Origin of the sequence: Shewanella sp. UCD-KL12, assembly GCF_001957125.1 — a bacterium.
Lineage (GTDB): Bacteria > Pseudomonadota > Gammaproteobacteria > Enterobacterales > Shewanellaceae > Shewanella.
In genome coordinates this window covers 133,384-160,306 of record NZ_MPHJ01000006.1, presented here as the reverse complement: position 1 = coordinate 160,306, position 26,923 = coordinate 133,384, and the positions used below count along the sequence as shown (strand labels likewise).

The 26,923-nt window shown below is 43.5% G+C and carries 17 protein-coding genes and 1 riboswitch; of the genes, 7 read left to right on the top strand and 10 right to left on the bottom strand.

Annotated elements, in window-relative coordinates; translation table 11 throughout:
• Window positions 1–178 precede the first annotated feature (178 nt).
• Complete coding sequence (torR, locus tag BM736_RS12855; protein ID WP_143562395.1) at window positions 179–889, top strand: two-component system response regulator TorR; 711 nt, start codon at window positions 179–181, stop codon at window positions 887–889.
• A 5-nt stretch (window positions 890–894) separates the two neighbouring features.
• On the opposite strand, the gene torT is transcribed toward torR, so the two are convergent.
• A complete protein-coding gene (gene torT / locus BM736_RS12850) occupies window positions 895–2,058 on the bottom strand; it encodes a TMAO reductase system periplasmic protein TorT (RefSeq protein ID WP_083700148.1) in 1,164 nt (387 codons plus the stop codon).
• Between the two features lie 78 nt (window positions 2,059–2,136).
• Between torT and torS the strand changes: the two genes are divergently transcribed.
• Both torS and BM736_RS12840 read left to right on the top strand, forming a co-directional pair.
• Window positions 2,137–5,163 carry a TMAO reductase system sensor histidine kinase/response regulator TorS gene (gene torS, locus BM736_RS12845; protein WP_076412743.1) on the top strand — a complete coding sequence of 1,009 codons (3,027 nt, stop codon included), beginning with the start codon at window positions 2,137–2,139 and terminating at the stop codon, window positions 5,161–5,163.
• Window positions 5,164–5,315: 152 nt separating this feature from the next.
• Window positions 5,316–6,638, top strand: a complete 1,323-nt coding sequence (locus tag BM736_RS12840; protein ID WP_083700145.1) for a DEAD/DEAH box helicase — start codon at window positions 5,316–5,318, stop codon at window positions 6,636–6,638.
• A 1,194-nt stretch (window positions 6,639–7,832) separates the two neighbouring features.
• Here BM736_RS12840 and BM736_RS12835 read toward each other — a convergent pair.
• Window positions 7,833–8,603 carry a hypothetical protein gene (locus tag BM736_RS12835; RefSeq protein WP_083700142.1) on the bottom strand — a complete coding sequence of 257 codons (771 nt, stop codon included), beginning with the start codon at window positions 8,601–8,603 and terminating at the stop codon, window positions 7,833–7,835.
• A gap of 214 nt (window positions 8,604–8,817) precedes the next feature.
• Between BM736_RS12835 and BM736_RS12830 the strand changes: the two genes are divergently transcribed.
• Window positions 8,818–9,813: a dihydroorotate oxidase gene (locus BM736_RS12830; RefSeq protein WP_076412741.1), complete on the top strand. Its 996-nt coding sequence runs from the start codon at window positions 8,818–8,820 to the stop codon at window positions 9,811–9,813.
• A gap of 76 nt (window positions 9,814–9,889) precedes the next feature.
• On the opposite strand, the gene torD is transcribed toward BM736_RS12830, so the two are convergent.
• The 4 genes from torD to BM736_RS12810 all read right to left on the bottom strand — a co-directional run bounded on the left by torD (window position 9,890) and on the right by BM736_RS12810 (window position 14,571).
• The gene (gene torD, locus BM736_RS12825) at window positions 9,890–10,534 is read right to left on the bottom strand and encodes a molecular chaperone TorD (RefSeq protein WP_076412739.1); all 645 of its coding nucleotides are present in this window, start codon (window positions 10,532–10,534) and stop codon (window positions 9,890–9,892) included.
• 102 nt (window positions 10,535–10,636) lie between these two features.
• Window positions 10,637–13,129, bottom strand: a complete 2,493-nt coding sequence (gene torA, locus BM736_RS12820) for a trimethylamine-N-oxide reductase TorA (RefSeq protein WP_076412737.1) — start codon at window positions 13,127–13,129, stop codon at window positions 10,637–10,639.
• Window positions 13,130–13,162: 33 nt separating this feature from the next.
• Window positions 13,163–14,341 carry a pentaheme c-type cytochrome TorC gene (gene torC / locus BM736_RS12815; RefSeq protein WP_076412735.1) on the bottom strand — a complete coding sequence of 393 codons (1,179 nt, stop codon included), beginning with the start codon at window positions 14,339–14,341 and terminating at the stop codon, window positions 13,163–13,165.
• Window positions 14,342–14,400: 59 nt separating this feature from the next.
• On the bottom strand, window positions 14,401–14,571 hold the full coding sequence (locus BM736_RS12810) for a periplasmic nitrate reductase, NapE protein (RefSeq protein WP_076412732.1): 171 nt from the start codon (window positions 14,569–14,571) through the stop codon (window positions 14,401–14,403).
• 238 nt (window positions 14,572–14,809) lie between these two features.
• Between BM736_RS12810 and BM736_RS12805 the strand changes: the two genes are divergently transcribed.
• Window positions 14,810–15,355 (top strand): hypothetical protein, encoded by a 546-nt coding sequence (locus BM736_RS12805; RefSeq protein WP_076412730.1) that lies wholly within the window; start codon window positions 14,810–14,812, stop codon window positions 15,353–15,355.
• 239 nt (window positions 15,356–15,594) lie between these two features.
• On the opposite strand, the gene BM736_RS12800 is transcribed toward BM736_RS12805, so the two are convergent.
• Complete coding sequence (locus BM736_RS12800) at window positions 15,595–16,794, bottom strand: BamA/TamA family outer membrane protein (protein WP_218638763.1); 1,200 nt, start codon at window positions 16,792–16,794, stop codon at window positions 15,595–15,597.
• A 472-nt stretch (window positions 16,795–17,266) separates the two neighbouring features.
• Here BM736_RS12800 and BM736_RS12795 point away from each other — a divergent pair, with 472 nt between their 5' ends.
• Window positions 17,267–18,652 (top strand): NCS2 family permease, encoded by a 1,386-nt coding sequence (locus tag BM736_RS12795; protein WP_083700139.1) that lies wholly within the window; start codon window positions 17,267–17,269, stop codon window positions 18,650–18,652.
• Between the two features lie 57 nt (window positions 18,653–18,709).
• Here BM736_RS12795 and BM736_RS12790 read toward each other — a convergent pair whose 3' ends face one another.
• From BM736_RS12790 to BM736_RS12780, 3 genes are all read right to left on the bottom strand, one after another.
• Window positions 18,710–19,132 carry a CBS domain-containing protein gene (locus BM736_RS12790; protein WP_076412728.1) on the bottom strand — a complete coding sequence of 141 codons (423 nt, stop codon included), beginning with the start codon at window positions 19,130–19,132 and terminating at the stop codon, window positions 18,710–18,712.
• Between the two features lie 100 nt (window positions 19,133–19,232).
• Entirely contained in the window at window positions 19,233–22,934 is a 3,702-nt protein-coding gene (locus BM736_RS12785) for a two-component regulator propeller domain-containing protein (RefSeq protein WP_256717840.1), read from the bottom strand.
• Between the two features lie 152 nt (window positions 22,935–23,086).
• Window positions 23,087–24,442, bottom strand: coding sequence for a YjiH family protein (locus BM736_RS12780; RefSeq protein WP_076412724.1), 1,356 nt, complete (start codon window positions 24,440–24,442; stop codon window positions 23,087–23,089).
• Window positions 24,443–24,994: 552 nt separating this feature from the next.
• Window positions 24,995–25,077: riboswitch (cyclic di-GMP riboswitch) on the top strand.
• 136 nt (window positions 25,078–25,213) lie between these two features.
• Here BM736_RS12780 and BM736_RS12775 point away from each other — a divergent pair.
• A complete protein-coding gene (locus BM736_RS12775) occupies window positions 25,214–26,923 on the top strand; it encodes a ShlB/FhaC/HecB family hemolysin secretion/activation protein (protein ID WP_076412722.1) in 1,710 nt (569 codons plus the stop codon).

Below are 26,923 nucleotides of genomic sequence, written 5' to 3'. Positions count from 1 at the left end.
CAAGTTCTCATATTTTCACACTTGCTTATATGCAAATATGTAAATATGTGAATAATACAGGTGTTGATAGTTTTATCATCAATTCACTATCCCTATTATCATCGATTACATGTATCGACTTTAGCATTAGGAGTGGGCATTAGCTCATGACACTATGGCACATTCAATGACACACTCTTTGACAAGTACTGTACTGGTTGTTGATGACGAAGCGGTTATCAGGGCAAGACTGAAAGGCTACTTTGAGAAAGAGGGCTACCGAGTCATAGAAGCTGAAGATGGTGAGCAGATGTGGCATCAGTTCGATAAGCAACATATCGATCTGGTGATGTTAGATATTAACCTACCTGGTGTCGATGGGCTCAGTTTAGCAAGAGAGCTACGTAGTCGCTCCGATGTCGGTATCATATTAGTGACGGGCCGTGATGAAGCAATAGATAAGATTATTGGCTTAGAGATGGGCGCCGATGATTATGTCACTAAGCCTTTTGAGCTTAGAGAGTTATTGGTCAGAGTGAAAAACTTACTGTGGCGGATCTCGTTAGTTAAGAAGGCTGAAAAGGCGATTGTTGAGCAGATGGATGAGAAAGATGACGTCATTAAGTTTGAGGGCTACATCCTCGAGCTTAATAGCCGTAAGCTTATCCATAATGATGAGCATATCAAGCTGACTAAAGCGGAGTTTGAGCTTCTCGCAGCGTTTGCATTGCACCCACAGCAGGTGCTTACTCGTGAGCGCTTAATGCAGCAAACCAGCCATAGAAACCAAGATGTTAACGACCGTACTATCGATGTGATTATTAGGCGTCTAAGAAACAAGCTTACACCAGAACTGTTTGCCACAATTCATGGTGAAGGCTATCTATTTTCAGCGAAAGTTGAAGACTAGGTATATCATCTCTTTTCGCCCACTACTCGGTATATAGGGTAAAAATCGGCGGGCGCAAGACTGTCACTGAGTTGATAGTTTTTCAATACATCGCCCTCCAATCCTTGAATCGCTGGGCCAATGTCGCCAAAAGCCTTAGCGCCTTCTAACTCTCTTACGACGACATCGATAGCAAGCTTGCCTTGTAGTACGACAAGATCATCACAGCTATAAGCCACTTTGTTTCTGAACAGACCCCGTAAAACGGCAGGAGAGAGATAACTGCTGACAAGTTTTACTTCAGGGCGTGAACGCGATTTATCTACTTGCTTAGCCTGTAGCGATTGAGGGGCAAATGAACCGTGCGCTTGCCGATGAGTCAGCTCTCCAATGGCGGCTTCAATTGCCACTGCGCTACCTAAAATATAATCGGGCGTTTGATCGTTGAGGAGGTGGTGAAGCTGGTCGCGATAGAGGTTGCGATTATTATCGGCATGGCGAATTGAAGATATTTTAATTTTGGGGTTTTGCTGCAATGCTGTCGTTATTCCTAGCTCAACCCAGTCACTGCCTCCCTGCTTTTCTGGCCCGGTTAATAGGGCAACATTGGCTTGGCTTTGACGGCTTGCTTCTACATCTCGTCTGATATAGTCACCGGCATTCCAGCCCATTTGATACCAGTTCACACCAACGCGGCTCGATACTTTGTGGCTATCGATTCTGTTGACCAAGGCTATAATGGGTTTGGTTATCGGCTCTTGAAACTTTGATAGTAGGTTAGGTGCAACACTGCCAAGTAAAATGGCGTCATAGTCTTGCTGCATGCAGTAAGAAAGCTGCTTTAGCTGCTTCTTTTTTCCGTAATAGCTACCAGCTTCAAACAGCTCTAATGTAATATTAAGTGTCTTGGCATGTTCGACTAACCCATAATCTATGCCTATCCAGTAAGCATCTTTAAGATGTGGGACAAGTGCGCACACTTTCCAGTTTTTCTGGCTATGTTGCAATGGTTGGTAATTGTCAGTTTTTGTTTGTTGGAGCTTCACATTGAAAGGTGTTCGCTGCTCTATTTGCCAGCTTTGTGCGTTGACAAGACCACCGCCTAAAAGGACAGGCAGTGTGACGAACAATATGGTTAAATACCTCATAAGCAAGGGAGTTGAGCGTAAATTACGTTGCTTGAGCGCCATAGAAATTATTGTCGCCTGAAGTTTAAAGTGACATAAGAGTCTTTGATTAAGACTAATAGTATCAGTTTAAGGAAAAAGATGCCCTTCACACTATCAGGAAAGAGCCTAGTTGGACGCCTAATGCTCTCTTTTTGCTTATTAGGCTTCCTACTATTGTTGTTAGTATCACTAGGTAGCTTGAGTCTTTACTGGGTGAAGCAAGCGGATCAGTTTCTTTATAATAAAGCGCTTCCGGCATCCCAAGCTGCTCGCGAGTTGGTGCAATCGTCAAATGCGCTTGCTGAAAGTGCCAAAGCTCTCGGTAATGTTGAAGAGGAGGCACAGCGTCAGTTTATTGGTAGAACACTGTCGATAAACAGCACCAACTTGTTAAGTGCCATTGGCTTATTGAAGCGTTTAGAGGTGCGTAGTGACCATCAGTTAGAGCTGTCAGCTGGTGAGATTATCCATGAGCTGTCATCACTTGGCGTTCAGGTGGGTAAACGTTTAGAAGTTGCCAGTGAACTCACCCAGCTGGGTAAAGATCTTGTCGAATCGGCAAGTTATAGTACTGAGCTGCTTGAAGCTGAGCTAGCCGTTGTCGATTCAGCTATTTTATCTAAGTTGAGTCTCGCTTACCCAGAAGTTGCTGGTGAACTTGAGAGTGCCCATCTACTCGATACCGTTATTGAGCAAGATTTAGATATACAAGAGCGCCTAAACCGAGCGTTAACGCTTATCCATAACATCGCGTTAATCGGCCAGCTTTTACAGTCACCCGAACAGGAGGGGGCGCTGCTTACATTGCTCAGTGCTATGTCTCAGTTGCCAACGATAAGTTTACCTGCGACCTATCAGCTTCCTTCAACGCCGAACGCCCCTAGCTTTAATAATGCGAGGCCTCAGATAGACTTAATGGCACTTGAACTCCTTAAGGGGCTTATTAGGGATCCTGCTCGTTCAGAGGAGGTCTCTAAGGAGTTTTCAGTACTACGAAAGGTGTCTCATGGCTTAGCGTTGCAACAAGGTTATATTCATCTACTTAACAAGCAGGAGAGGCAGCTCAATACCCTGTCTAATAAATTAGCTGGACTAAACCAAACATTAGATAGTGCGATGGCAACCCAGCAGCAACAGGTAGAGCTGGCAAGAGGCGATTATCTGCAGCAGCTTTTCTGGGCTAAAACGGGGCTGTGGAGTACGGGGGTTTTGATGTTCTTAGTCATTATCTCTGTGATGTACCTAGTGATCTATAAAGGCATTGCACTAAGGCTTAATGAGGCATCTGAAGCCCTATCTCGCTTAAGCCTTGGTGATACCAATGTGACGATTAATTCTCATGGTGATGATGAACTCACTGCTATGGCAAATGCAATAAAGGCCTTTAAACAGAAAACCGCTCATAATCAAAAGCTTCAAGCAGAGCTTAGAAGCAGTGCTTCAGAACTTACTGAGCATAAAGCGGCACTGGAGATCACTGTTGAGGCTCGAACGCAGGAGCTTGCTGTCGCGAATAAACGACTTGATGCAGAGGCGAAGGGACATGCACAAGCAAGAACCATGGCCGAGGAGGCAAGTCAGGCTAAATCTTTGTTTTTGGCCACCATGAGTCATGAGATCCGTACGCCACTCAATGGGCTACTTGGCACATTAACTTTGTTGGGGCATTCAGATCTGCCCGTAGCGCAAAAACAGATGCTAGCCCTGTCACAATATAGTGGCACTCTACTGCAAACTGTACTTAACGATATTCTCGATTTTTCACGACTTGAGCAAGGCAAGCTGACAAATGAAGCGCGCCCCGTTGCTATTAATGATCTTCTCGATGAAGTGGTCGCTATCATGTTGGCCGGTGCAGGCCTTGCTGGTTTACGTTTAGTGCTCGACAGTCCTAAGCTTCCAGATTGGGTGAGTTTAGATGGCCCTAAGTTGCGTCAGGTTCTATTTAACCTTATTGGTAATGCCATTAAGTTTACCCCTCAGGGCCAGGTAAAGCTTAAGGTGTCATTTGATCAGTACAAGCTCTATTTTGAGGTCAGTGATACTGGGGTTGGGATCAGTAATGACGCTAAACAGCAACTCTTTAAGGCTTATAGTGCTCAACCAAACCAAGGGCGCTCTCGTGGTACTGGCCTAGGGCTTGCTATCAGTAAAGAGCTGGTGGAGTTGATGAACTTAAGCGGTAACCCCTATGATGACACATTAGATATGAGTGACAAGACTGCTGCGCTTTGGGTTAACAGTGAGGTAGACAAAGGCAGCTGCTTTGGCTTTAGTGTGCCATTAATTGAGTGCCAACAGGCTCTTGATGAACAAGCTCAGCAACTACAGCAAGTGGTTAAAAAGCGAGTTTTGGTGATTGAGGATAATAAAGTTAATGCCATGGTTGCACAGGGCTTTTTGGCGCATTTAGGTCATGACTCAGAGCTTGCTGGAAGTTGTGAAGAGGCAAGGGTGCTCTACAATAGCGAAAGCGCTGAACAGTTTGATGCCATAATGCTCGATATTCAGCTAGGTGATGGTTCAGGCTTTGAGCTACTCAACGAGCTGAGAGCTGTTAATCAGCGAGCGAGTCATCAGTTACCGATTGCCGCTTTTACTGCCCAGATACAGTCAGATGATCTCTACCATTACCAGCAAGTTGGTTTTGATATTGTGTTAGGTAAACCGCTGAATATGCAGTCTCTTGCAGCTTGGGTTGGCGTTGCCTGCAAACCAAATACAGATTCATCCGTTTCAATTGAGGCTAAAGCTGCAAGGGGAAAGGAGCCTGCAAGGATAAAAGAGGCGGTAATTGAGGATACACCATCGCTTCTCGAACTGACTCAAATACGGCAAGATCTTGAATATCTTGGCAAGGAAGCTGTGCTCGATATGCTTGATTTATTTAAACAGACAAGCCAGGTTCAGCTTGAAAAGCTGGGACTCTTTGGATCCGATACTGATAAGTTGCTGCATGCACTTAAAGGCAGTAGTGCCAGCATGGGATTAACAGCATTATCAGCCCTGTGTAAGGGCTTGGAGAAGTCTGATTACCAAGATAGTCAGCATCTGCAGCTTGTTGAACTGCTCGCCGACTCTGTCGCTGCACTGCAGGATTTTTTAGCTAGGGTTGAGGATGAGTAGCTATTAACGGCTTTTACCGATTGATATAGCTAGACCAACTTTTAGTGAGCGAGACACAAAGGGGCTCACTAAAATTGTTTCTGCCAAGACTGCAGAAGAGTGATAAAATTCGCCATCGTTTCTTTGTGTTCTATTTAAGGTGTCACAGCTCCATGTCTGCTTCTGATAAAGCGCTATCTTCTTCCCGTTCAGTCTCTCAAGAGCAAGCCTTGCAAGGCTTTGATTCTCTTTCGCTTATTCCTGAGCTGCTACAGACACTTACAGAACTTGGTTATCAACAGCCAACCCCTATTCAGCAACAGGGGATCCCTGCTGTATTGGAGGGGAAAGATATCATGGCTGGCGCGCAAACAGGCTCAGGGAAGACCGCCGCTTTTGCGCTACCAATTATACAAAAGCTCGCCGCGTCGCTAACCGATAAATTAGAGAGTAAACAAGCTACTGAGGGAAAAAGCGCAGCAAGGAAACCTATTCGTGCCCTAGTATTAACCCCCACTCGAGAGCTGGCTCTGCAGGTGCATGGGAGCTTTAATCAGTATGCAAGGCTAACACAAGTGACAAATGCACTTGTATACGGCGGTGTGAGCATAGAAGCACAAGCTAAGACCTTATCTGAAGGTGTTGATATCTTAATCGCAACGCCTGGACGTTTACTGGATCATCTAAGGCGAGGAAGTCTTACTTTAGATGAGCTTGAGCTATTAGTGTTCGATGAAGCTGATCGTATGTTGGATATGGGCTTTAAAGATGAGATAGATGCGCTCGTTAAACAACTTCCTCAATCTCGTCAAACTCTACTTTTCTCAGCCACCTTTGATGAGTCTATCTATGAGTTAAGTAAAACATTGCTACGTAAGCCTGTGATGATTGAGGTCGGGGAGCGTAATGCGGCAGCGGTTGAGATTGAGCAGAGAGTTTATGCCGTTGATAGCGATAGAAAGCTTGAGCTTATCACTCAGCTTATCTCTGCAGGCAAGCTCGAGCAGGTATTGATATTTAGTCGTAAAAAAGTGGCTGCAGATAAACTGGCTGCTAACTTAACGAAAGCGGGGATAACCTCACAAGCTTTTCATGGCGATCTTTCTCAAGGGGCGCGTGAAAAGGTTCTGCAGCAATTTAAGCTTGGCGAGCTCAGAGTGCTGGTGGCCACCGATGTTGCCGCGCGTGGTATTGATATTGTTGAGCTTAAATATGTAGTGAACTATGAGTTGCCCTATAAAGCTGAAGATTACGTGCATCGCATTGGCCGGACGGGGAGGGCGGGTAATAAGGGAGTGGCAATCACCTTGCTAAGCCGCGAAGATGAGCATTTGCTGGAAGAGGTAGAAGTTATTCTCGATAAACGGCTACCACAACAATGGCTTGAAGGTTTCGAACCTGACTTTAGCAAACCTGTCGAAACGCCACGTAAAGGCGGTCGAAATGCCCATAAACAGCGAGCCAAGAAGCGTGCTTTGCGCAGCTCAAGGAAGTAGCTAGCCTTCGAGTGAAGGCTGATTACATTTTCTACTGGGTTCATTGGGCGATTTTGATATTGGGTAGTTTGTTTATAGCCTTTACCTTCATTATTATCTATCGCTTGCAGCGGGCTCTTATGCAGGTACTTCTGCGAAACGCCGCAAGCACCTCCTTGTGGGCTCTGCGATGACATCCATGTCATCGAAGTCCGCAGCCGCACCTACACTTGGTTGATTCTCTCTTCGATTGAGGTTTTGTGAGTAACTCTAGGCTGAGTTCATCGCTCACTTATGCCCCATTGTGAGTTGTGGCCAAACTGCGTTTATATAAGGTGTTTAGACTTCGTCTAATAACTAAAGTCGCGGAATTCTATTCCCAGGGGATATCGGTCTGGCGACCGAAGAAAGTCGCTGGTTTTCCACCCACACCCGAGGCAAAGGGAGGTCAACAGCAACCCCCCTTTACCGAATCCCCGTGCCGCCCCATTGAAGTTGTGATCCTTGCGCTTATGGATAAATAGCTAACACTTTCGGTGGAACATCCTGTCCCCCGAAAGTTAGCCTGACATCCATGTCTGGCTCACGCTATTTATTCCAATGCCCTACGGCAACTTCCAACGGGGACTTGTAGTAGCTTGTGCCTTCAATTTGAATAAGGTGTCTAATTCATATCCACAACCAAGCTAGAGCCTACATTGAGCTTGATAGCAGAGCATCTGTAAGGGACGTGCAAGCTTCTAAATCATGGATGATTTAGTAGAGCTTCCATGGACGGACTTGCAGCGTCTTGCAAAGGCACTGGGCAGGTGATCTGCAATTTCAATATTGGTAGATGCTGCTCTAAATCATTTCTGTCCAGAAACAATTTACCAACCAATAAAATCCAACTCGAAGAAGCTACTTTCTTGAAATCATAGCAGGTGCAAACGCGGCAGTGACCTTCGACATCAAGGCCAAAATGTTCCATACATTTTTTGGCATTCTCTACGTTCGTGTAGATTAGATGTTATCGCCAAGGCTATAGGGTCACTTTTCATGAAATCAAAAGCCGGGGCAAGTCACTGAAGTGTTTTCACTTAAGGTCGTTTATAGGCATCCATGCCTTAACGACATTCGTATATCCTATACAGCACCAGCTGCAGGCAATAGATAACAATGAAGTTGTGTTCACCTGAAAATAACCAAGTACAAAGTCAGTCTAGTGAACTCTGCCTACATAAAGGCGATATTGTATTGTAGGGTGAGTTCTTTCTCTTCATTGACACCTAATCTGATCCTATGGGTCTTATGTTGAAAGCCAATAAATGCATCGAATGTGTTGGCTTGATAACCATTTTGGCCATAGGTGAAAAACGGGTCTAGCCCGAGGTGAAAGCCGGAGCCTAGGTTATATCGCGTGTAAAAGCCTGCAGTGACGATACCTGTGACTTCATCCATTAACTCATCGTTGATGTAACCCGCCATAATCACTGGATAGATTTTAAGGTTTTCGGCAAGTGGTAGCGTGGTGACATAACCGATAGAGGTTGAACGTCGCTCGGCATTACCGCTGGCTTCGGCATAAAAGCCTGCGCCCTTGTTCATGTTGGCATAGGTCATACTTAATGAATCACCTCCACCTTTGCTTTCAATCAATAGCTGGTTATTCCCCCAAGCAAATCCTGCACTGGCATCGAGCTTTCCTGAGGTGTCAGCCTTTACACCGATAGAGGAATACACAGCCGTTGGGTCGCTCATATCAACTGTTTTGTCTTTGTCTTTGTCTGTGTCTGTGTCTTTGTCATAGTCATTGTCATTTACAGCTTCATTAGCTGAGAGAAGTGCTTGCTCTGGCTGTTGACTCGGTATCGATTCTTGAACGCCTCCATAGGTGTTTTCTGCTGCAAAGAGGGGCGAGGATATCAGTATGGGTAATAGTAAGAGTTGCTGTATTTGTTTTTGTATTCGCTTTTGTATTGCCGCTGTATGGGAGAGCGTTTTCATAATTACCTCGATTTGTTAACCGTTATGATAGGTACAATGGCTTTTAAGATTAACAGCGGAAAGTGGAACAGCAGGTTGCAAAACTGGTATCTCATCTCCCTGTTTAAAGTCGATCGAAGATCAAGTTTTTACTGATAAATAGCTGCTAATCTGTTGTCCCGTTTGTGACCACTTTCTTCGCGCAATGCATTGCGCCGCACACGGAGCCCACTTTATGTCTAGCCAGTTTCAGCCCTGTTTAAAAACCTCAATTGCTAACCTTTGCCTCGATAACTATATCTTCAATGCTTCAGGCCCTCGCTGTACTACAGAGGCTGAGCTCCTTAGCCTTATGAATTCTCACGCTGCCGCTGTGATGACAAAATCTTGTACTATCCAGCCTAGAGAGGGTAATGCTGAGCCTAGATATAAAGCGCTGCCACTGGGCGCTATTCAGTCTATGGGATTACCGAATTTAGGTTATGAGGCCTACCTAGAGATGTTGCCTAGATTGAAGCAGGCTGATTCTTCAAAGGCTCTTTCTTCAGAGCCTATTCCTTCAAAACCTATCCCTTCAAAACCTATTGTCGTCAGTGTGTCTGGCTTCTGTGTTAGTGACAATGTCACTATGGTTAAGGCGTTTCAACAAAGCAGTGCCGATCTGATTGAGGTGAATTTCTCTTGTCCTAATATCGAAGGTAAGCCTCAATTAGGGTATGACTTTGAGCAAACCGAGCAGGCACTCGAAGCCATATGTGGGTTAGGGGATAAGCCGATAGGCCTTAAATTACCGCCCTATTTTGATTTTTCTCATTTTTCATCGATGGCGAATGTGATTAAAAAATTTCCGGTTAAGTTTATTACCTGCATCAACTCAGTGGGCAATACCTTAGTGATAGATCCTGACACTGAGAGTGCAATCATTAAACCCAAAGGAGGTTTTGGCGGTTTATGTGGTGATTATATTAAGCCGATAGGCTTGGCAAATGTCAGAGCATTTAGAGAGTTACTTCCAGACTCAATTGATGTGATCGGTGTGGGCGGAATAAAGTCTGGCAGTGATGCGTTTGAGTATCTGCTTGCTGGGGCAAGCGCAGTGCAGATTGCAACTTGCTATGAGAATGAGGGCACCCAGTGTTTTGAGCGGATAACGGCTGAGTTGATTGAGATATTAGCAGCGAAGCAATATCCAAATATTGCCGCTGCTAAGGGGAAATTGAAGCTACTGTAGCGGCAACTATTGATGTAGCGCTAAGTATTGATATAGGGCTAAGTGCACAAATAGCCCTAGCCATTGGAAACTAGACTTAAGCTTCCTCTTTTAAACCTTTAAGGTCCGCTTCAACCCAGCTTTGGGTTAAACGGGCCAGAGCGCAGTAAAACTCACCGCTATCACATTGGGTGACTTTCGCTGCAAAGTTTCCAAGCCAAGTAACTAGATAGCTTTCAATAAATTCAACCTGCTCTGTATCCTTAGCTGTTTTACATAAGTGTTCAACATAGGCCAAGATCACTGCAATATGGTCGGCAGGCTCAGGAAAGCTGCTCTGAACCTGCAGTTGGCTTTGCTTTAAAAAATGAACCATCTGCTGATGTTGTTCACCAAATAGGGTGGGCTCATCATCTTTGCTGCTTTTGCCACTGCTATCTTCAGCATTAAGGTAGAGACTGGCGTAAGGTGATGCGCTGTGTTTAGTACCCACTAAAAACAGACCGCAGTAATCAGCGGCAAGCTCCATGAGCGCTCTATCTGATTTAAGGTTTTCCAGTACGTGAGTCAAGGCATCGACATCTTGCTTAAACGCCGGCTCACTGGCAAGTTGTGCCCAAAATGCTTTGGCCTGCTCACTGGTAAGCTCGTGCAGTAGTTGATGATCGATCTCTTTAGCAAACAGTGATGAGAGCAGGCGATAGACCATGCCTCTTGCTTGGTTGATTGCATCTTGATTCATCTATTCCTCTCTCATCCTATCTTATTTATTCAGGCTATTTATCTTTGAGCTATAAACGAGTTTATGCGAGGTATGTCAGCGTGGCATACCTCTCTTAGCTAGCTAGATAAGTGTCTCAACGGGGCCATTAAACGAGCTGACTTCAGGTACTTTACCGCGATATTTCTCAAATTCAACTAAGCAGGTATAAGCTGCACATGCCTGAGCAAGTTTCGAGGTGCCAATATCTTGTGTCAGTGTATTTGGATCGCCATAGCTACAAAGTGCACCGACTTCAGCGCCACCCTCTTTGCTACCATCTTCGCCAACAGGGCCATACCAAGCACCTTCATGGATTCGAATGATCCCTTTCGGGAAGCTATCAGATACCACAGCACCAGCAAGTAGTTGACCACGCTCGTTAAATACTCGAACGATATCGCTATCTTTAATGCCACGTGCTTTGGCATCTTCTGGGCTTAAGTATACTGGCTCACGACCTTGAACTGTATAGGTTTCACGGTACTCTTTCGACTCACACATCTGCGAGTGAAGGCGCTTGTCTGGGTGGCAAGACTGCATCCAAACTGGGAACTTGTTTGAACCAGGTCCACCGTGGCTACGTTCAGTTTTTTCCATCCAAGTTGGGTGGCCAGGGCAATCATCGTATCCAAATTGCGCAATCTTACGACTGAAGATTTCAATCAAACCAGATGGCGTGCCCAATGGGTTAATTTCAGGATCTTCCCTAAAGTCAGCGTGGCGTGTCCAAGGCTTACCTTCACCGAAGTGAACATAACCCTCTTTCCAGAAATCCTCAAAATCAGGCATATCAAACTTACCCGCATTGGCTTGCTTACACTCAGTGTAGAGCTTGTTGAGCCACTCTAGCTCGCTCATATCACGGGTATATTCCTTCTCTTTGCCCATTACAGCGGCAAAGCGGGTGAAGATCTCAAAGTCAGATAGGCTCTCAAATAGAGGCTCTACCATCTTCTGCATCGCCAAGATGCCGCGATTGGCATAACTGCCGTATACATCGATATCGTTGCGCTCAAAGGTAGTACAAGCAGGCAATACGATATCAGAGAAGCGACAGGTCGCCGTCCAGTTCATATCGATAGTGACCACACACTCAAGCTTGTGGAACGCTTGCTTCATGCGGTTTCTATCTTGATGATGATTCCATGGGTTATTACCCGAAAACACCATCATCTTAATATCTGGGAAAGTCACTTTTGAGCCGTTAGCATCAATGGTCTTACCCGGCTCCATGATGGCATCAATCCAGCGGGCTACCGGAATGGTGCTACTCGCGCCTTTAAAGTCATTGCTATCAAACAGTGGCTTTTGATCTTCATCTAAGTTGCGAGGGAACGCGCCTGGTGCTGCTGCACCTGATGATGGCACACCAATACTTGAGTAGTGGTGACCGTAACTGATCCCGCCGCCAGGTAGACCAATCTGGCCTATCATGGTCGCTAGTACTGCTGCCATCCAGTAAGGTTGCTCACCATGTTGCTGACGTTGAATACACCAGCCCATCATTAGCTGAGTACGATCTCTGGTCATCACCTTCGCAAGGTCGCGAATAATTTCAGGGCTAACACCAGTGATTTTACTGGCCCACTCAGGGGTTTTAACTATGCCATCACTCTCACCCATTAGGTAAGGTAGGAACCTATCAAATCCTAAGCTGTAACCACCGATAAACTTCTTGTCATGTAAGCCTTTAGTCACCATCTCATGCGCGATACCAAGCATAAGTGCCACATCTGTTTGTGGGTTGACGTAGAGCTGCTCGCAGCCTAAGTATTTTTGAGTCTTGGTCACAACAGGATCAATACTGATCACACGGATTTTGCCCTGTTTAACCTTCTCTTTTAGCTTAGCTAAGTAGCCAAATGACTCATGGGTCTCCGCATTCCAGCCCACTTGTAGATTCTTGTAAGGATCGTTCGACCATAAAATGATGGTCTTTGATTCTTCAAGAATGAGCGGCCAAGAGGTGCCTTGAGCGTATACTTCAGTTGAGCCCAAGATATAAGGCAAAATAGTTTGGCCTGCACCCGTCGAGTAGTCGCCAATTTTCTTGACAAAGTTGCCGTGCATACCAATAGCACGTTGCATATGGCTTGTGCTTGAGTGCAGTTGACCCGTTGCGCGCCAGCCGGTTTGACCAGCGTGAAGCCCTGATGGCCCATACTTAGTCTGCACTTCATCGAGCGAGTCTTTAAGTAAGTGCAGCGCCTTGTCCCAAGTGACACGTACGAAGCGGAAATCACCACGCTGCGTGGTATCACTCTTATGGCCATTGAGTAGAAAATCTAGGCGTACCATAGGGTAGCGAACACGTGATGGGTTATAGACCAGCCCCTTAACACCATTGATCATATCCGTTGGATACTTATCTAAATCAAAAGGCTTAACCTGATCGATAACGCCGTTTTTACGCTTAATTTTAAAGGCACCGAAGTGAGTACCTGTAGTAAGCCAGCCATCTTTCTCTTTTGCGCCAGCAGCGGCTAATGCGTTTAGTGGGGCCAGTACAGAGGCACCGCTTAGGACAACATAAGATGTTGAAACTAAACCTTTTAAAAAGTCTCTTCTGTTCATTGTTTTAATCCTAATTCTGTTTCTTTACCAGTGCTAGTGTGCTGACTTATCGAAAGTTGAAGAGTGCTCTTGCAGGTACTTCTGTACAAGTGCTTGAGTATCTTGGTCCATGTTGACGAACGCTATCATGCCTTGGAACATGCCAGGCCAAGAGTTGGCGTCAAAATGTGCTTCATCAGGTTGGGTATGACATACACTACAGCTGGTGGTGTAAGTTTCACGAGCGTAGTCCCAAAGTGGCTGCAGATCAGTAACTAGGTAATCTTTCTCAGTCCAGATTTTAGCTTCAACACGTTGCCAGGCTAGACCTGTCATAGGGTCTTCTTTCTCTTCGAACACTTCCATCACACCCTCTTCAAGGGCTGCGTCTTTGGTCAGTTGAGCTGAAAGAATGTTAAGTCCGAAATCAAAGTAGATAACACGGCCAGCGCCTATCTTTTTACGCCATCCATCGATGCCAATCTTTACACGGTTACCTTTAGTCTCAAGTACCTTTACCTTAGTGGCGATATTTAAGGTACCGGCTTCAACATCGGTCTTTTCGTTGTAGAAAAGTGGCTTAGTTAGTGCGGTGAAGTAAGTTTGCTCAGTTTGTGGCGCGCTTTCGCCAGAACCGACCTGTGCAATTAACTCAGGTGCACGAGAGGTGCCCATATCTGGCAGCTTATGCGCGATTCCTTTGTGGCAATCGATACAGCTTTGATCAAGCTCTGCAGCACGCTTCATCTGCTTTTGTGCCAGCTTACTCATACTGTCCCACTTCATTGAGTCATAGTTGTGACAGTTTTTGCAGGCTAACGAGTTATCGCGATCGAAACGTTTCCACTCACGGCTAGCCATTTCAAGTCGTTTATCTTCAAACTTTTCTGGGGTATTAACCGTTTGTAGCATCCAGCCCCACATATCATGAGAAGCTTCAATCTTACGGGCAATTTTACGGCTCCAGTCATGAGGGACATGACAATCAGGGCAAGTCGCTCGTACACCAGAGTGATTTGACCAGTGAACGGTTTCTTGAAGCTCTTGATAAGGCATGCTCTCCATACTGTGGCAGCTTATGCAGAACTCCTCGGTATTGGTCATCTCAAGTGCCGTGTTAAACCCACCCCAGAAGATAACACCCATTAAAAAGGCGGATAGGCTCACTGTGCCTAAGGTAAGGTATTTGGCAGGCTTGGTCAGTGTGCGCCAGATATTGATTAACCACTTCATAACAGCATCCTTTAAATCTTAAAATTCGTTAAATGTAGATTGATTTGTCATGGTCAAAATTAATGACCGACAACACCGCCAAATGCCTGATACATCCATAAGATGAATCCGTAGGCACTGATGCCTGTAATGGTGATGATGGGGAATAACAAAAAGATGATAAAACCTAGGGCTTTAAGCTCTTTTGTTTTAACTTGCTTAGCTGTTTGGGATGAAGCTTGCTGAGTCATAGCTGGCTCTCTTAAGTGATCTTATCTTTGATGCAATAACTATAGAGCATGGATGTGAACAGGCGTCATACAAGGAATGAATGAGTTTTGACAGAATATGAAAAAATATGAACAGAAATAATGAGCGTCTTAACTCATTTGGAATATCGTCTATTTTTAGGCTCAAATAGCTATAGATTTGAAGGCTGATTGATATAATATTTCACGCAATATGTATTGCTTTAGTGAAGGTGTTTTAATGATGAAACCTGTTTGCATTTTTATGATTGCGCTGCTGTCAGCGCTGATCTCCCTCGATGCGTTGAGCCATGATGTGAGTAAGAGTGTAAGCCCTCACTTAGGTGATAAACCGACTCAGAAAAAAGCGACCCAGCAGCACGCGATTCAATTTAGCTATATCTGGGTTAACCATGTTACTGATCTTAGCCCTAGCTCTAGCCAGAGTCAGAACCATAGAGCTGAGGTGAATGCAGACGAGCTTGGGAAGCTCTTCGAGTTCAGAGGCGATGACTATCGTTTTATCGGCAGTGAGATAATAGATTATCAAGATGTTTTAACAGCAGAAGCTCACTCGGCCTCATCTCTTAGCATAGAGCTAACTCCACAAGGTGGGCATAAACTCACAACTGCCACAGCAGAAAACATTGGTAAGCAGATGGCAATATTGATTAATAATGAGGTGGTGAATATCGCAACCGTGCAGATGGCATTAGGCGCTAAAATGGTGGTCACAGGCTTAAGTGAGGAGCAAATAAACTACATGCTGTCGAGAGAAAGAGATTAGATTTTAATGTTCGCCTCTAGAAGCTTAAAACTTAGAACTTAGAACTTAGAACTTAGAACTTAGAACTTAGAACTTAGAACTTAGAATCTAAAACCTAAAACTTAGAACCTAAAACCTAAAACCTAAAACCTAAAACCTAAAACCTAAAACCTAAAACCTAAAACCTAGAGCTATTAATACCAAGCACCACCAAATTGGGATTGTAATATGAGTTGGTCCACTTTTAGCCAATAAGTGGATTAATGCCAAGCACCACCAAATTGGATGTACATGGTCCACTCCTCTGGGCCTTTGGCGATATCAATACCTGTGCGCAGGCCAAGCTGCCTAGCGATAAGGTATCTAAAGCCTGCGCCTTTTGACGTTTGCCAATCAGCATCTTCAAACTTACCGTCATCTTCGATGGCTTTCCCCGTTCCTGCAAAACCGAGTACCGTCCAGCGTTCATCGATATCATAGCTAAGCTCTACCTCGGCTAAGGCAGTGCTCTCTCCTTGGTAGCGCATGGCGGGAATACCACGCATGTCGAGAAAAGGTTTAGCATAAAATGGCACGCCTTCTGACACTGACTTGATATCACCTCTGATGCCAAGTCCCCATTTGGGCGCTATACGGTAGTAGCTTTGTACAAAACCGTTATATTCATGGTAATCAAAATCCCCGCCGAGATTTTCATGATGGAAGCTGGCTTTTATCCCTGCTTTTAATCCATCACGGGGTGAGAACTGGTTATCACGGCTGTCATAGGTCAATTTAACTGCGACTGAGGCATCTTTACTGTCTAACTCTATCGGGTCTATGCCGGGAATGGTGCCTGAAAAGTCAAAGGTGGAGTTTGAGCCCATATTGACGTAACTACCGCCTAAGAAAAAGTTACTCTCTCCCAAGCGAAAATCGATATCTTGTAGGAAATAGAGGCCTTCGATATTGAAGTCGTTGGCGATATTACTCGCGTCTGAGTAGTACTTTAAATTAAATGAGCCACCAAATAAGCCACCGATATAACGAATATTGTCATTTTTCCAGTTGCCAGAATGAAACACACCAGCCAATTTACTGCCGTTACTGGTCGCCCCACCGACAACGCCAGTCACACTGGGCGGGATTTTCGATACTTTATCCGGATTATCGAGTCTTATTGCTTTTTGCTCGTCGGTTTCATGGAAGAAAAGTAAGGCTACGCCGCCCCCAGTACCTACAGCAGGCTCGGTAATTAAAAAGGGGACTGGCATAAAGCCATGGGCATTGTTGAGAATATAACTGCTCGCATCAAGTTGACCATCTTTAGGGTCAATTAACTCATCAAACATGTCAGCTTGTACGCTTGTTGAAACAATGGGGAGAGCCGTTAGCAATAAAGCGAGCTTACTTATTTTGAAAACATGTCTAGAAGCCAAATCTGACAAATTGACGTTAAATGCAGGTATCGGCAGTAGCATTGACTCATCCTTTAGCGACCTTTGGGTATAACAAACTGAAGCAAACAATATATTAACAGTGCAGGTGCATCTAGTCATATAAGTATCTTTAGCTGCGTTGGAAGAGTGTTTGAGAGGGTTTGAATCTGGAAGTTCAATGAAGGGAGCTTTGAATAATCAGTTGTCAGCTTAGGTTCAGAGACTGATTTCAGTCTAAATAACATAACAGAAACCTTGTACATGTTCGTTTTTTAGAACAATTACGAATTTGCTACCTAAGCACTAGGTCAAAAGTACGCTATGGGGTAAACTCCGCCGCCAGCAAAGGCTGTGTTTTAGTGTTTATGCACTAATGGTTTTGAAACATAGAATTTCTTATTCGCAGGTCACTATAAAATACAGTAAGTATTAGTGGATCTCTCACCCGTTGACTAAACGGGGCTCTCACCTGCCATAGCCTTATAAACTTAAGAGATCAAAAGGGTCAATAATTATGCCGTCAGAACAGGCTAACTCTACACAAGTTCATTGTACATCAGCTCAAACATCTTCATTGCAATCGGGCTCAATGCTCGACCGCTATTTTAATATTTCACTACGTGGCAGCACAGTAAAACAAGAGGTCATTGCAGGCTTTACCACATTTCTTGCGATGGTTTACTCCGTTATTGTCGTACCCAATATGCTGGGGGCGGCAGGATTTGATTCTGGCGCGGTATTTATTGCCACTTGTATGATTGCAGCTTTCGGCTCACTGATTATGGGGCTTTGGGCTAATCTACCTATGGCGATAGGTTGCGCAATATCGTTAACGGCCTTTACCGCTTTTAGTATGGTGTTAGGGCAGGGGATCTCAATTCCCGTCACCTTAGGTGCCATCTTTTTAATGGGGGTGGTATTTACCTTTGTGAGCGTCACAGGACTTCGTCAGTGGATACTGACTAACCTGCCAAAAGGGATAGCTCATGGCACTGGTATCGGTATCGGTCTGTTTCTTCTTTTGATTGCAACCAATAGCGTACAGCTTATTGTTGGCAGCGATACTGGTTTGCCAGTAAAGCTTGGCGATATACACAGTTTGCCAGTGATTGCTGCAATACTTGGGCTAGCAGCGACCATCGGTCTTGAACGCCGCGGTGTACCCGGTGGGATCTTGATTGTGATTATTGCCTTGTCGGTATTTGGTTTGATTTTTGATCCGAACGTGAAGTACCAAGGCCTTTTTGCTTGGCCAGACCTAATGTCTGAGCAATCACTTATCGGTAAGATGGATATCATGGGGGCGCTAAACCCTGTTGTACTGCCTATTGTATTAGCCTTGGTTATGACGGCAATTTTCGATGCAACCGGGACAATCAGAGCCGTTGCCGGTCAAGCCGATCTACTCGATAAGAATGACAATATAGTTGGCGGCGGTAAGGCGTTAACCTCAGATTCTGTTAGTAGTATATTTGCAGGCGCTGTCGGCGGCGCACCTGCAGCTGTATATATTGAGTCTGCTGCAGGTACTGCTGCTGGTGGGAAAACAGGCCTGACAGCAACAATCGTTGGCTTACTTTTCATATTGATGATGTTTCTTGCCCCATTAAGTTACTTAGTCCCTGCCTATGCAACTGCTCCAGCGCTGATGTATGTTGGCTTATTAATGCTAAGCAACGTGACTAAGCTTGATTTCAATGACAAAGTCGATGCGATGGCGGGTCTGACATGTGCGATATTTATTATCTTAAGCTCAAATATCGTGACTGGAATTATGCTTGGATTTGTCACTTTAGTGGTTGGTCGAGTATGTAGTGGAGAGTGGCGCGCCTTAAAGCCTGGGGTGATAGCAATTACCTTAGGCTTAGTGGTCTTCTACATGGGCGGCTGGGCTATCTAACTGTAAGTCATTCAAGCCCCATCTATCCGTAGGGAGATGGGGCCTGAAGCCTGATAATTACTTGCTTGAAAAGGCTCTAAGGAGATCTTTCCAGGTGATCACACCGACTATTTTTCCTTGCTCAATCACAGGTAAAGAGCCTATGTCATGCTCAAGCATACGTTGACTGGCAAACTTTATTGAGTGCTGTGGCGCAATGGTGATTGGGTTACGGCTCATCACCTGATGGGCTCTTTTATGCAGTGTTTCACTATCGCGTTCTGTTTCGTTGATATTGCCGATGTTAGGACTTAGGGCACGTAAATAATCGCGCTCAGATAAGACCCCCTGCAGCTCATTGTGCTCAATGACAAGGAGATGGTGAAATGGGGCATGGTCAAATATCTCTTTAGCCACAGTAAGCCTGTCATCCATTTCAATAGTGACGACGCGGGTGGTCATTATCTCTGATACTTTGATGTCAGATGCTTGGTTATTCATCATGCCTCCTAGATCATTATCCGTTTACACACCTATAACAATAACCTAGCACAGATGAGAAGTGAATGATGTAGCAGACTTTTTCTACAAATAATGGGGATTAGCTTGTGCTGTTTTCTACGAGCAGGGATGAAGGCAGAGAGATGTTGAATGTCGTTCCTCTGCCGATTTCAGAGTGAAGGCGAACCTCGCCTTGTAACTCCTGAGTGACTAAGTTAAAAACGATATTCATCCCAAGACCACTGCCTCCTTTTCCGCGCTTAGTCGTAAAGAAAGGCGCAAATACTTGCTCTTGTACAGAGTCATCCATACCGCAGCCATTATCTTGGTAGACAATCTCTAAACCTGATTTAACCTTGATGATATTGAGGGTTAACTTACCGCTGCTGCCATCTGGAAAGGCATGGATCACTGAGTTGTTAAACAGGTTGCTGATGATCTGATAAAAGATACCTGGGGTGCTGTTTATTACTAGGTCGTCTGGGCAGCTATAACTATACTCATGGGGAGTTCTTGAGAGTAAGGGGTTGAGTGACAGAAAGATTTCATCAATATACTGTTTTAAGTTAAATTGATGAATATCCTCATGGGATTGATCCACTGAAACCTGCTTGAAACTCTTAATAAGTTTCGACGCTCTATTTAGGTTCGTTTGCACTAACGAAGCGCATTCAAAGACCTCATTTTGATACTGCTCAAAGTCTTCGTGGGAAACCTCACCTTCAGAATATTTGCTATTAAAGACCTTTACGCTCTCCTGTAGGTGAGAGGCCGCGGTGACGCTGATGCCTATGGGGGTATTGATTTCATGGGTTATACTCGCAACCAATCCACCTAAGGTGGCCATCTTCTCTTTATTGACCAGCTCTCCTTGAGTAAATTCAAGCTGCTCTAGTGCAACTTTAAGCTCATCATTACTCTGTTTATATTGCTCCGTTCTGTCCAGCACTCGCTGTTCAAGCTCCTGATTAAGGGTGATTAGTGCGGTCTCAGCTTCTTTTAAAGATTGAATGTTTTTAATTGTACCGGCTATTCGCGTTGCATTTCCTTGCTCATCTCGGTTGATAACTTGCCCCCGGTTTATCACCCATAGCCAGTTTCCGTCGAGTTGTTTGCCTCGATACACTATCTCGAATTTATCATCATTATTGTCTATGCAGGATTTGATTTTTGGCTTTATATTTGGCAGGTCATCGGGGTGAATATTTAGCTGCATAACCTTGTTAAGATCGGTTTCCCCCTCTGGATAACAGAGGAATGTATTGGTGCGAATGACGCTTTTAGCTTTGACATCCCAGTCCCAAAACTCATCACCACTTCCCCATAGGGATAACTGCAGACGTTCTTCACTGGCTTGTTTTTCACCCAGTAATAGAGCTAGTTGGTTAAACTTTTTCCATCGAGTGTAGAAAAAGAGGAGCAGTAACAGGAGCACCGTTAAGGTGTAGATACTATATGCCCACCAAGATAACCAAGGTGCAGGGAGAAGCTTTATCGCTAACTGCTTAATAGCACTATATTGGCCTGAAATACCTCTTGCTCTAAGCATGAAGATGTATGCACCAGAAGGCAGTCCTGTGAAATTTGCTTTTTGATTAGCGCTGGCTGTTATCCAGTTATCATTTAAACCTACGACTTTATATTCATAAACTAGTCGAGATGCTTTATGGAGTTCAGGGCTATGAAATGAGAGTGTGAAAATATTATCTCTATGGCTTAATGTAATGTGTTTGGCTTGGGAGATACTTGTTTGTAGCTGTTTAGCACTTGAGCTTTTATCTGAATTAAGCACTTCTATATGGCTGATCACAGGCTTTCTTGGGGGAGACTGTTTTGGCAGTTGAGAGGAGTAGAAGTAGTTAAAGCCGTTGACCCCACCAAGAAATATACGGTTATCTTTATCGACAAATCCAGCGCCAAAATTAAACTCATTATCCTGAAGTCCATCAATATAGGTATAGTTTTTAATATTAAGGTTTTGGGTATTGAGTACACTTAATCCTGTTGCTGTTCCTATCCACAGGTTTTGCTTATTATCCATAATGCTGAGGTAAACCGCATTACCGATGAGGCCGTTATTTGTATTAAAATTCTGGCTTTCAAAAGTCTTAGTGTTAAATGAAAATACGCCATCAGTACTGCCTATCCAAAGCGTATCGTTTTCACCTTCAAATAGAGCAAGCAAGTGCTTACTTGGGAGTTTATGCTTAGTATCAGTACTAAAGTGAGTGAAAGTCCCATCTGGCGATAATCGATTAAGGCCGCCATTATAGGAAGCAAGCCAAAAATTTCCCTCTCTGTCTTGGATGATATTACGTATATTATTACTCGATATTGTATTGGGGTTATTTTTGTCATGCTGATAATGCGTAAAGCCTTTTTGCTCAGAGATATAGCGAGTGACACCCGCATTTTTTGTTGTGATCCAAGCATTATCATCAGCGTCAAAATAGATACTGATTAGCTGGTCGCTAGGGAGTCCATTTTTATCTTCTGCATTGTGTTTGTAGTTGATATAACTTTGCTTATCCGCTGAGAAGATAAATAAGCCTTCATTTCGGGTGCCAATCCAGAATTTACCTTCTCTGTCTTCATTAATAAATGTGATAAAACTTTGGTTAAGTTTTGAACCTTTTACTTCGAATAAGCTAAACCCTGTGATCTGCTTATGTTCATCCATTTCTGCTAGATATAGGCCTAAAGAGGTTCCTATCCACAACTGCCGATAGCGATCGATAAAGATGGTACGAACATTGGCATTATTAAGGTTATTTTTGCTAAAACTAAATGGGTGAATATGACCAAAGCCCTCTGCGTCTAAGTAAATTCGGCTTAAGCCTCCCCCTTGTGTGCCGACCCAAAGTTGGTGTTCATCATCAAGATCGATTGCAGTAACCATAGGGCTTTTTAACCCGTAATGATTTTCAGAGCTGCCAGGGTAAAAGGTGATGTCATTGTGTTGGGGAGAGTATTTAGCTAATCCAACGCCCTCGATACCAATCCATAACTTGCCAAACCTATCTTTTTGTAAATTAGTGATCTTTCTTTCTTTGAGTGATGACAAGGTCGAAATTGGCTTTAAAGAACCAGTATAGATATCAAATAAAAACAATCCCTTGCTCTTAGTACCAATCCAAAGGGTATTGCTTTGTCCTATCTCAAGGCTAGTAATAGGGTCACTGATCTGCAGGTTAAGCTGAGTAAAGTGTTTGAGTTCTTGTTTCGCGGTGATTAAGGATAGGCCCGCTTGAGATATAAACCAAAGCCTGTCGAACCTATCGACGAAAAGCTGTGAAATCTGCTCATTGTCTAGATGGTTAGTGCCTGAGTCTTGACGGTAATGTTGAAGTATCTTGTTCTCTGAAGGGGAGAAGTGAATGAGCCCTTCATTTTCAGTCGCTAGCCATAAATTGCCCTGTTTATCTTGGCTGATATCGGTAAATACAGTGTCTGGTAAGGGGCTATTGGTATGGTTGTAATATTGAAATGAATCACTGAGCGGGTCGTAAAGATTGATACCTTCACTTCTTGTTAATAGCCACAGTTGATTGCTTCTGCCGTAAAACAGCTTATTGATGTAGCTTTCAGACGGGCCTTTATTATTGCCAGTGTATAGGTATTGCTTAAACTCCTTACCATCGAAGCGATTAAGGCCTGTCTGAGTAGAAACCCATAGGTAACCTTGGTGATCGGTTGCTATGTCAGTGACAGTATTCATCGATAAACCCTGCTCAGCAGTAAAGAGATCAAACCTAGGTTGGTTTGCCATCACAGAGGCTGGGAAAACGATGAACCAAATCAATAATAAAACTAGGCTTCGCATTGGGCTAAGTTATGTTTGTTTATTAGATTAAGGCTTTAAGTTTAGAGGCTAACGCGCAAAGCGCTATGTTTGTCTGGGTTTAGCACAAAAAAAAGAGTGGCAAAGCCACTCTTTTTTTGTTTCGTTATCTCTTAAAAGATAAGGTGAGCTGCACCTGCAATAATAGGCAGAGTGACTAATGTTCTTAAGATAAATACCACAAAAAGCTCGAAGATATTTACTGGGATCTTACTTCCCATCAGTAGTGCACCGACTTCGCTCATATAGATAAGCTGAGTGACAGATAGCGCGGCAATGATAAAGCGGGTCATATCTGACTCTATCGAGCTCGCTAGAATCGACGGTAGGAACATATCAGCAAAACCAACCACAATCGTTTGAGAGGCTGCAGCAGCTTCAGGTACTTGTAGCAGCTCAAGCAGTGGAATAAACGGCATACCTAAATATTCAAAAAACGGCGTATATTCAGCTATCACAAGGGCAATAGTACCGATACCCATAACCACTGGGATAACACCAAAGACCATATCGATGACATTCTTGATGCCATCTTTAAATGTTTGCTTGATACCGTTTGCCTGGCCTGCTTTGGCCAGTGCTTGATGCATGCCCCAAGAGAAGATGCCATGACCCTGTGGGATCATCTCATCATCTGGGTGTCTTGGTGTGTTATCTATGTAGTGATCTTTCTTCCAGCGCAGTGGTGGTAGTTTAGGTACTATGATTGCGGCCAGAATACCTGCTAAACACACAGTTAGGTAAAAAGGCACAAACATGTGCTCAAGTTTAACCTGAGTGATCACAACTAATGAGAAGGTGATAGAGACTGCAGAAAAGGTTGTACCGATAACCGCAGCTTCCCTTTGAGTATAGAGACGCTTCTCATATTGCTTACTTGTCATTAAGATAGCGACGCTGCCGTCACCTAACCAAGAAGCCATACAATCTACTGCACTTCTGCCTGGTAAGTTAAAAACGGGACGCATTATTTTAGTTAGTAGCGTGCCGATAAATTCCAGCAAGCCAAAGTTCATCAATAGTGGCAACAACATACCCGCAAAAATGAATACGCTAAACAAAGAAGGTAGCAGATCATTTAAGATCAGCGCGCCAGTATCACCAGATGTAATTGCCTCCGGTCCAACACCGAAGAAGGTCATTACAACAAATATTGCACCAAGCAAACGCACGACCAACCAAGCAGGCGTGACATTCAATAGAGCATTAAAGAATGCATGATTGATGATGACTGCTGGTTTAAAGAGCTTAGTTAATACACTTGCCGTTGTCGTTATCACAATGATTGCAGTGACGATAGCCGTTATCGTATCACCAAGTAGGCTTTGCAAGCCTTTAGAGACAATAGCAATCGGGATAGTGATAGCATCTTGGTAGCTAATCGGTGTCATAAACAGGAGCAAGCCTATTAAAGACGGTATGATAAACGTCAGTATCGTTTTTATGTTATGAGTTTGTTTTTCAGCCACTTTTTGTACCTAAATTACTGTTCGTTGCCCAATAGCAATAAGTTAACATTTCGTCCGAATTGAAATTAAGCATGAATATCCATTCAGTTTAAGGAGGGCAAGGTTACCCCCTTAAATCTAGTATGTAAAACGATTCTATTGCTTGATGAAATTAATCACTCAAACAGAATAGTTATTACAACTTTTTGAGTATTTATATTGTAACTGAACGAGAGCAGATTGCATCATGTACTTTTGTGTAAGCTAACTGTTAACTCTTGTGTTGGTAGTTGTTTGTTTTATGTTTTTACGGATCTATAAGATGAAAGTGGAGGTAGGAAGGTAAACTGGAAGATTATTCATGAGATTCAATGTTAATAGTTTATTTGTTTTAATTACTTATAGATTTAAAGTGTGTCTGGAACTATTAGATTCTCGTTTAACCTAGTGTATTTATCTATTTTATGCCTTTTGCACGATATTAAATTCCTTTAATAGATATACGTTTACAACTCGTTTTTAATTTGCGTCAATATGTTGGCGTTAATGTTTTGTTTGTGTATAATATTTGTAAATAGATAAAGGCAAGTAAGTCGCGAGGCTTATACGCAAAGTTACCAGTCTGAGTAATATTTTCAGATGGTGGGACTACCTAATCAATTCCTTTAGCTTGTCAAACAGGCTTATTGAGTAGCCCTCGTTTCTTGCCCTTCCTCTATTTGATTATCAATACTATTTAGTTTTGGCTTGAACATTCATTTATATTGAGTGTTATAAAACGGATTTTTAGTCATGTCGAAAAGTTGGCGCTCGTTAGTTATTTTTGTATTTGTTTTATCGACTTTATTCTCGATATCATCGGGATATGTCTTTGCCAAAACTACAAATGACCATCATGAAAAATTGATAAAACAAGGGATGACCAGAGTTGAAAATAAAATTACTCCACTCATCAATAAGCAAGATATATTTATCGATGTCACAGAGGCTGAACAAGAACTAAAACAAACCGTTGAAAGTGATGGGCCTTGCTTCGATATAAGCGATATAACTATCGAAGGTGTTACCGTGTTCGGTGAGTTGGCAATTGAGGGTGTTGCTCAAAAGTATAATCATAGATGCTTAAGCCTTACCATTATAAACCAGTTAGTTACCGAAATATCAGATCATTATATTGCGAACGGTTACATTACCAGCCGTGCTTATATTAAGCCTCAAGATCTATCTAGTGGGCAGTTAGTCATTGTCGTTGTAGAGGGATACTTACAGTCTATTCTTGCTTCTGAACAAACGTTGACGGACAGGCAGTTAGCAATGTCATTTCCTATCGAAAATGGCAATGTGTTGAACCTAAGAGATATTGAGCAAGGGCTAGAAAACTTAAACAGGCTTGGTCAAAACCAAGCGACCACAGCTTTATCTCCTGGCGACTCTCAAGGCAGCTCAGTTGTTGTTGTTAATAATCATATATCGCCTTCATGGCGTGGTTCGTTAAGTGTTAGTAATACTGGAATTGAAGAGACGGGATTATATCAACTCGATGGATACCTGATATACGATAATTTATTCGGTCTTAATGATAGCTTGATTACTTCTTTTTCATCCAATATAGGTGAGCACGACTTACCAGAGTCCAAGTCTCGTAGTTATTCGCTTATCGGTAACATTCCATATGGTTATTGGTTTTTTTCTGTCAATGGAACTTATTTTGAGTATGGGCAAACTGTATTAGGGAATGTTGTTAACTTTTTTACACATGGTTCATCATTAAATACGAGTGCCAAAGTTGAACATATGCTTTATCGCGGTGAAAGAGACAAAATTAATGTTGCAGCTTCTTTTGTGCGTAAAGAGAACAAAAATTATATCGAAGATGTATATCTAGAGACCTCTTCAAGAACGCTCTATATATGGCAAGTATCAGCTGACTATACGCGTTACTTTAATTTTGGTTCATTTAATGGCCGAGCCCAAATAGATCATAGTGTTCCTTGGTTTGACGCATCAACAAACTTAGTTGAAGCAGAGTTGGATTATCAGTTTACCAAATATCAATTAGACCTCTCTTTCTCTACCTCTTTTGAGTTGGGGGCACAATATATTCAATACCTCTCTTCAATCCATTTGCTGAGCTCTCCCGCAGAGATTTTGACCTCTGAGGGCTTGTCTGTTGGTGGGCGCTACTCAGTTCGCGGTATCGCAAACGACAGTTTATTCGGCTATCACGGCGGCTATCTAAGAAATGATTTTAACACGCCAATAAATGTGAGTTGGCTCAACCCCGTAAATCTGAGTTTATTTGCCGGTGTAGATGTAGGGATATCTAATCTACCTGAGTATCCGGATTTAGAATCAGAGTGGATGGCTGGGGCGATAGCAGGGTTTAGAGGCTCATACAGAAATATAAATTTAAGTGCTTCATATGCAAGAGCGTTAAGAATGCCAGATATTTTGAATGCAGAGGATTATGTGTTCGATATCACTGTCGGCATCAATTTTTAG

Bases quoted from the DNA above. Each gene is read 5' to 3' on its own strand.
- BM736_RS12810 (WP_076412732.1), bottom strand. From the start codon at position 14,571: ATGACTCAGCAAGCTTCATCCCAAACAGCTAAGCAAGTTAAAACAAAA.
- BM736_RS12835 (WP_083700142.1), bottom strand. From the start codon at position 8,603: ATGAAAACGCTCTCCCATACAGCGGCAATACAAAAGCGAATACAAAAA.
- BM736_RS12775 (WP_076412722.1), top strand. From the start codon at position 25,214: ATGTCGAAAAGTTGGCGCTCGTTAGTTATTTTTGTATTTGTTTTATCG.
- torS (WP_076412743.1), top strand. From the start codon at position 2,137: ATGCCCTTCACACTATCAGGAAAGAGCCTAGTTGGACGCCTAATGCTC.
- BM736_RS12800 (WP_218638763.1), bottom strand. From the start codon at position 16,794: ATGCTACTGCCGATACCTGCATTTAACGTCAATTTGTCAGATTTGGCT.
- torA (WP_076412737.1), bottom strand. From the start codon at position 13,129: ATGAACAGAAGAGACTTTTTAAAAGGTTTAGTTTCAACATCTTATGTT.
- torD (WP_076412739.1), bottom strand. From the start codon at position 10,534: ATGAATCAAGATGCAATCAACCAAGCAAGAGGCATGGTCTATCGCCTG.
- BM736_RS12790 (WP_076412728.1), bottom strand. From the start codon at position 19,132: ATGAATAACCAAGCATCTGACATCAAAGTATCAGAGATAATGACCACC.
- BM736_RS12795 (WP_083700139.1), top strand. From the start codon at position 17,267: ATGCCGTCAGAACAGGCTAACTCTACACAAGTTCATTGTACATCAGCT.
- torT (WP_083700148.1), bottom strand. From the start codon at position 2,058: ATGGCGCTCAAGCAACGTAATTTACGCTCAACTCCCTTGCTTATGAGG.
- BM736_RS12830 (WP_076412741.1), top strand. From the start codon at position 8,818: ATGTCTAGCCAGTTTCAGCCCTGTTTAAAAACCTCAATTGCTAACCTT.
- BM736_RS12840 (WP_083700145.1), top strand. From the start codon at position 5,316: ATGTCTGCTTCTGATAAAGCGCTATCTTCTTCCCGTTCAGTCTCTCAA.
- BM736_RS12805 (WP_076412730.1), top strand. From the start codon at position 14,810: ATGATGAAACCTGTTTGCATTTTTATGATTGCGCTGCTGTCAGCGCTG.
- torC (WP_076412735.1), bottom strand. From the start codon at position 14,341: ATGAAGTGGTTAATCAATATCTGGCGCACACTGACCAAGCCTGCCAAA.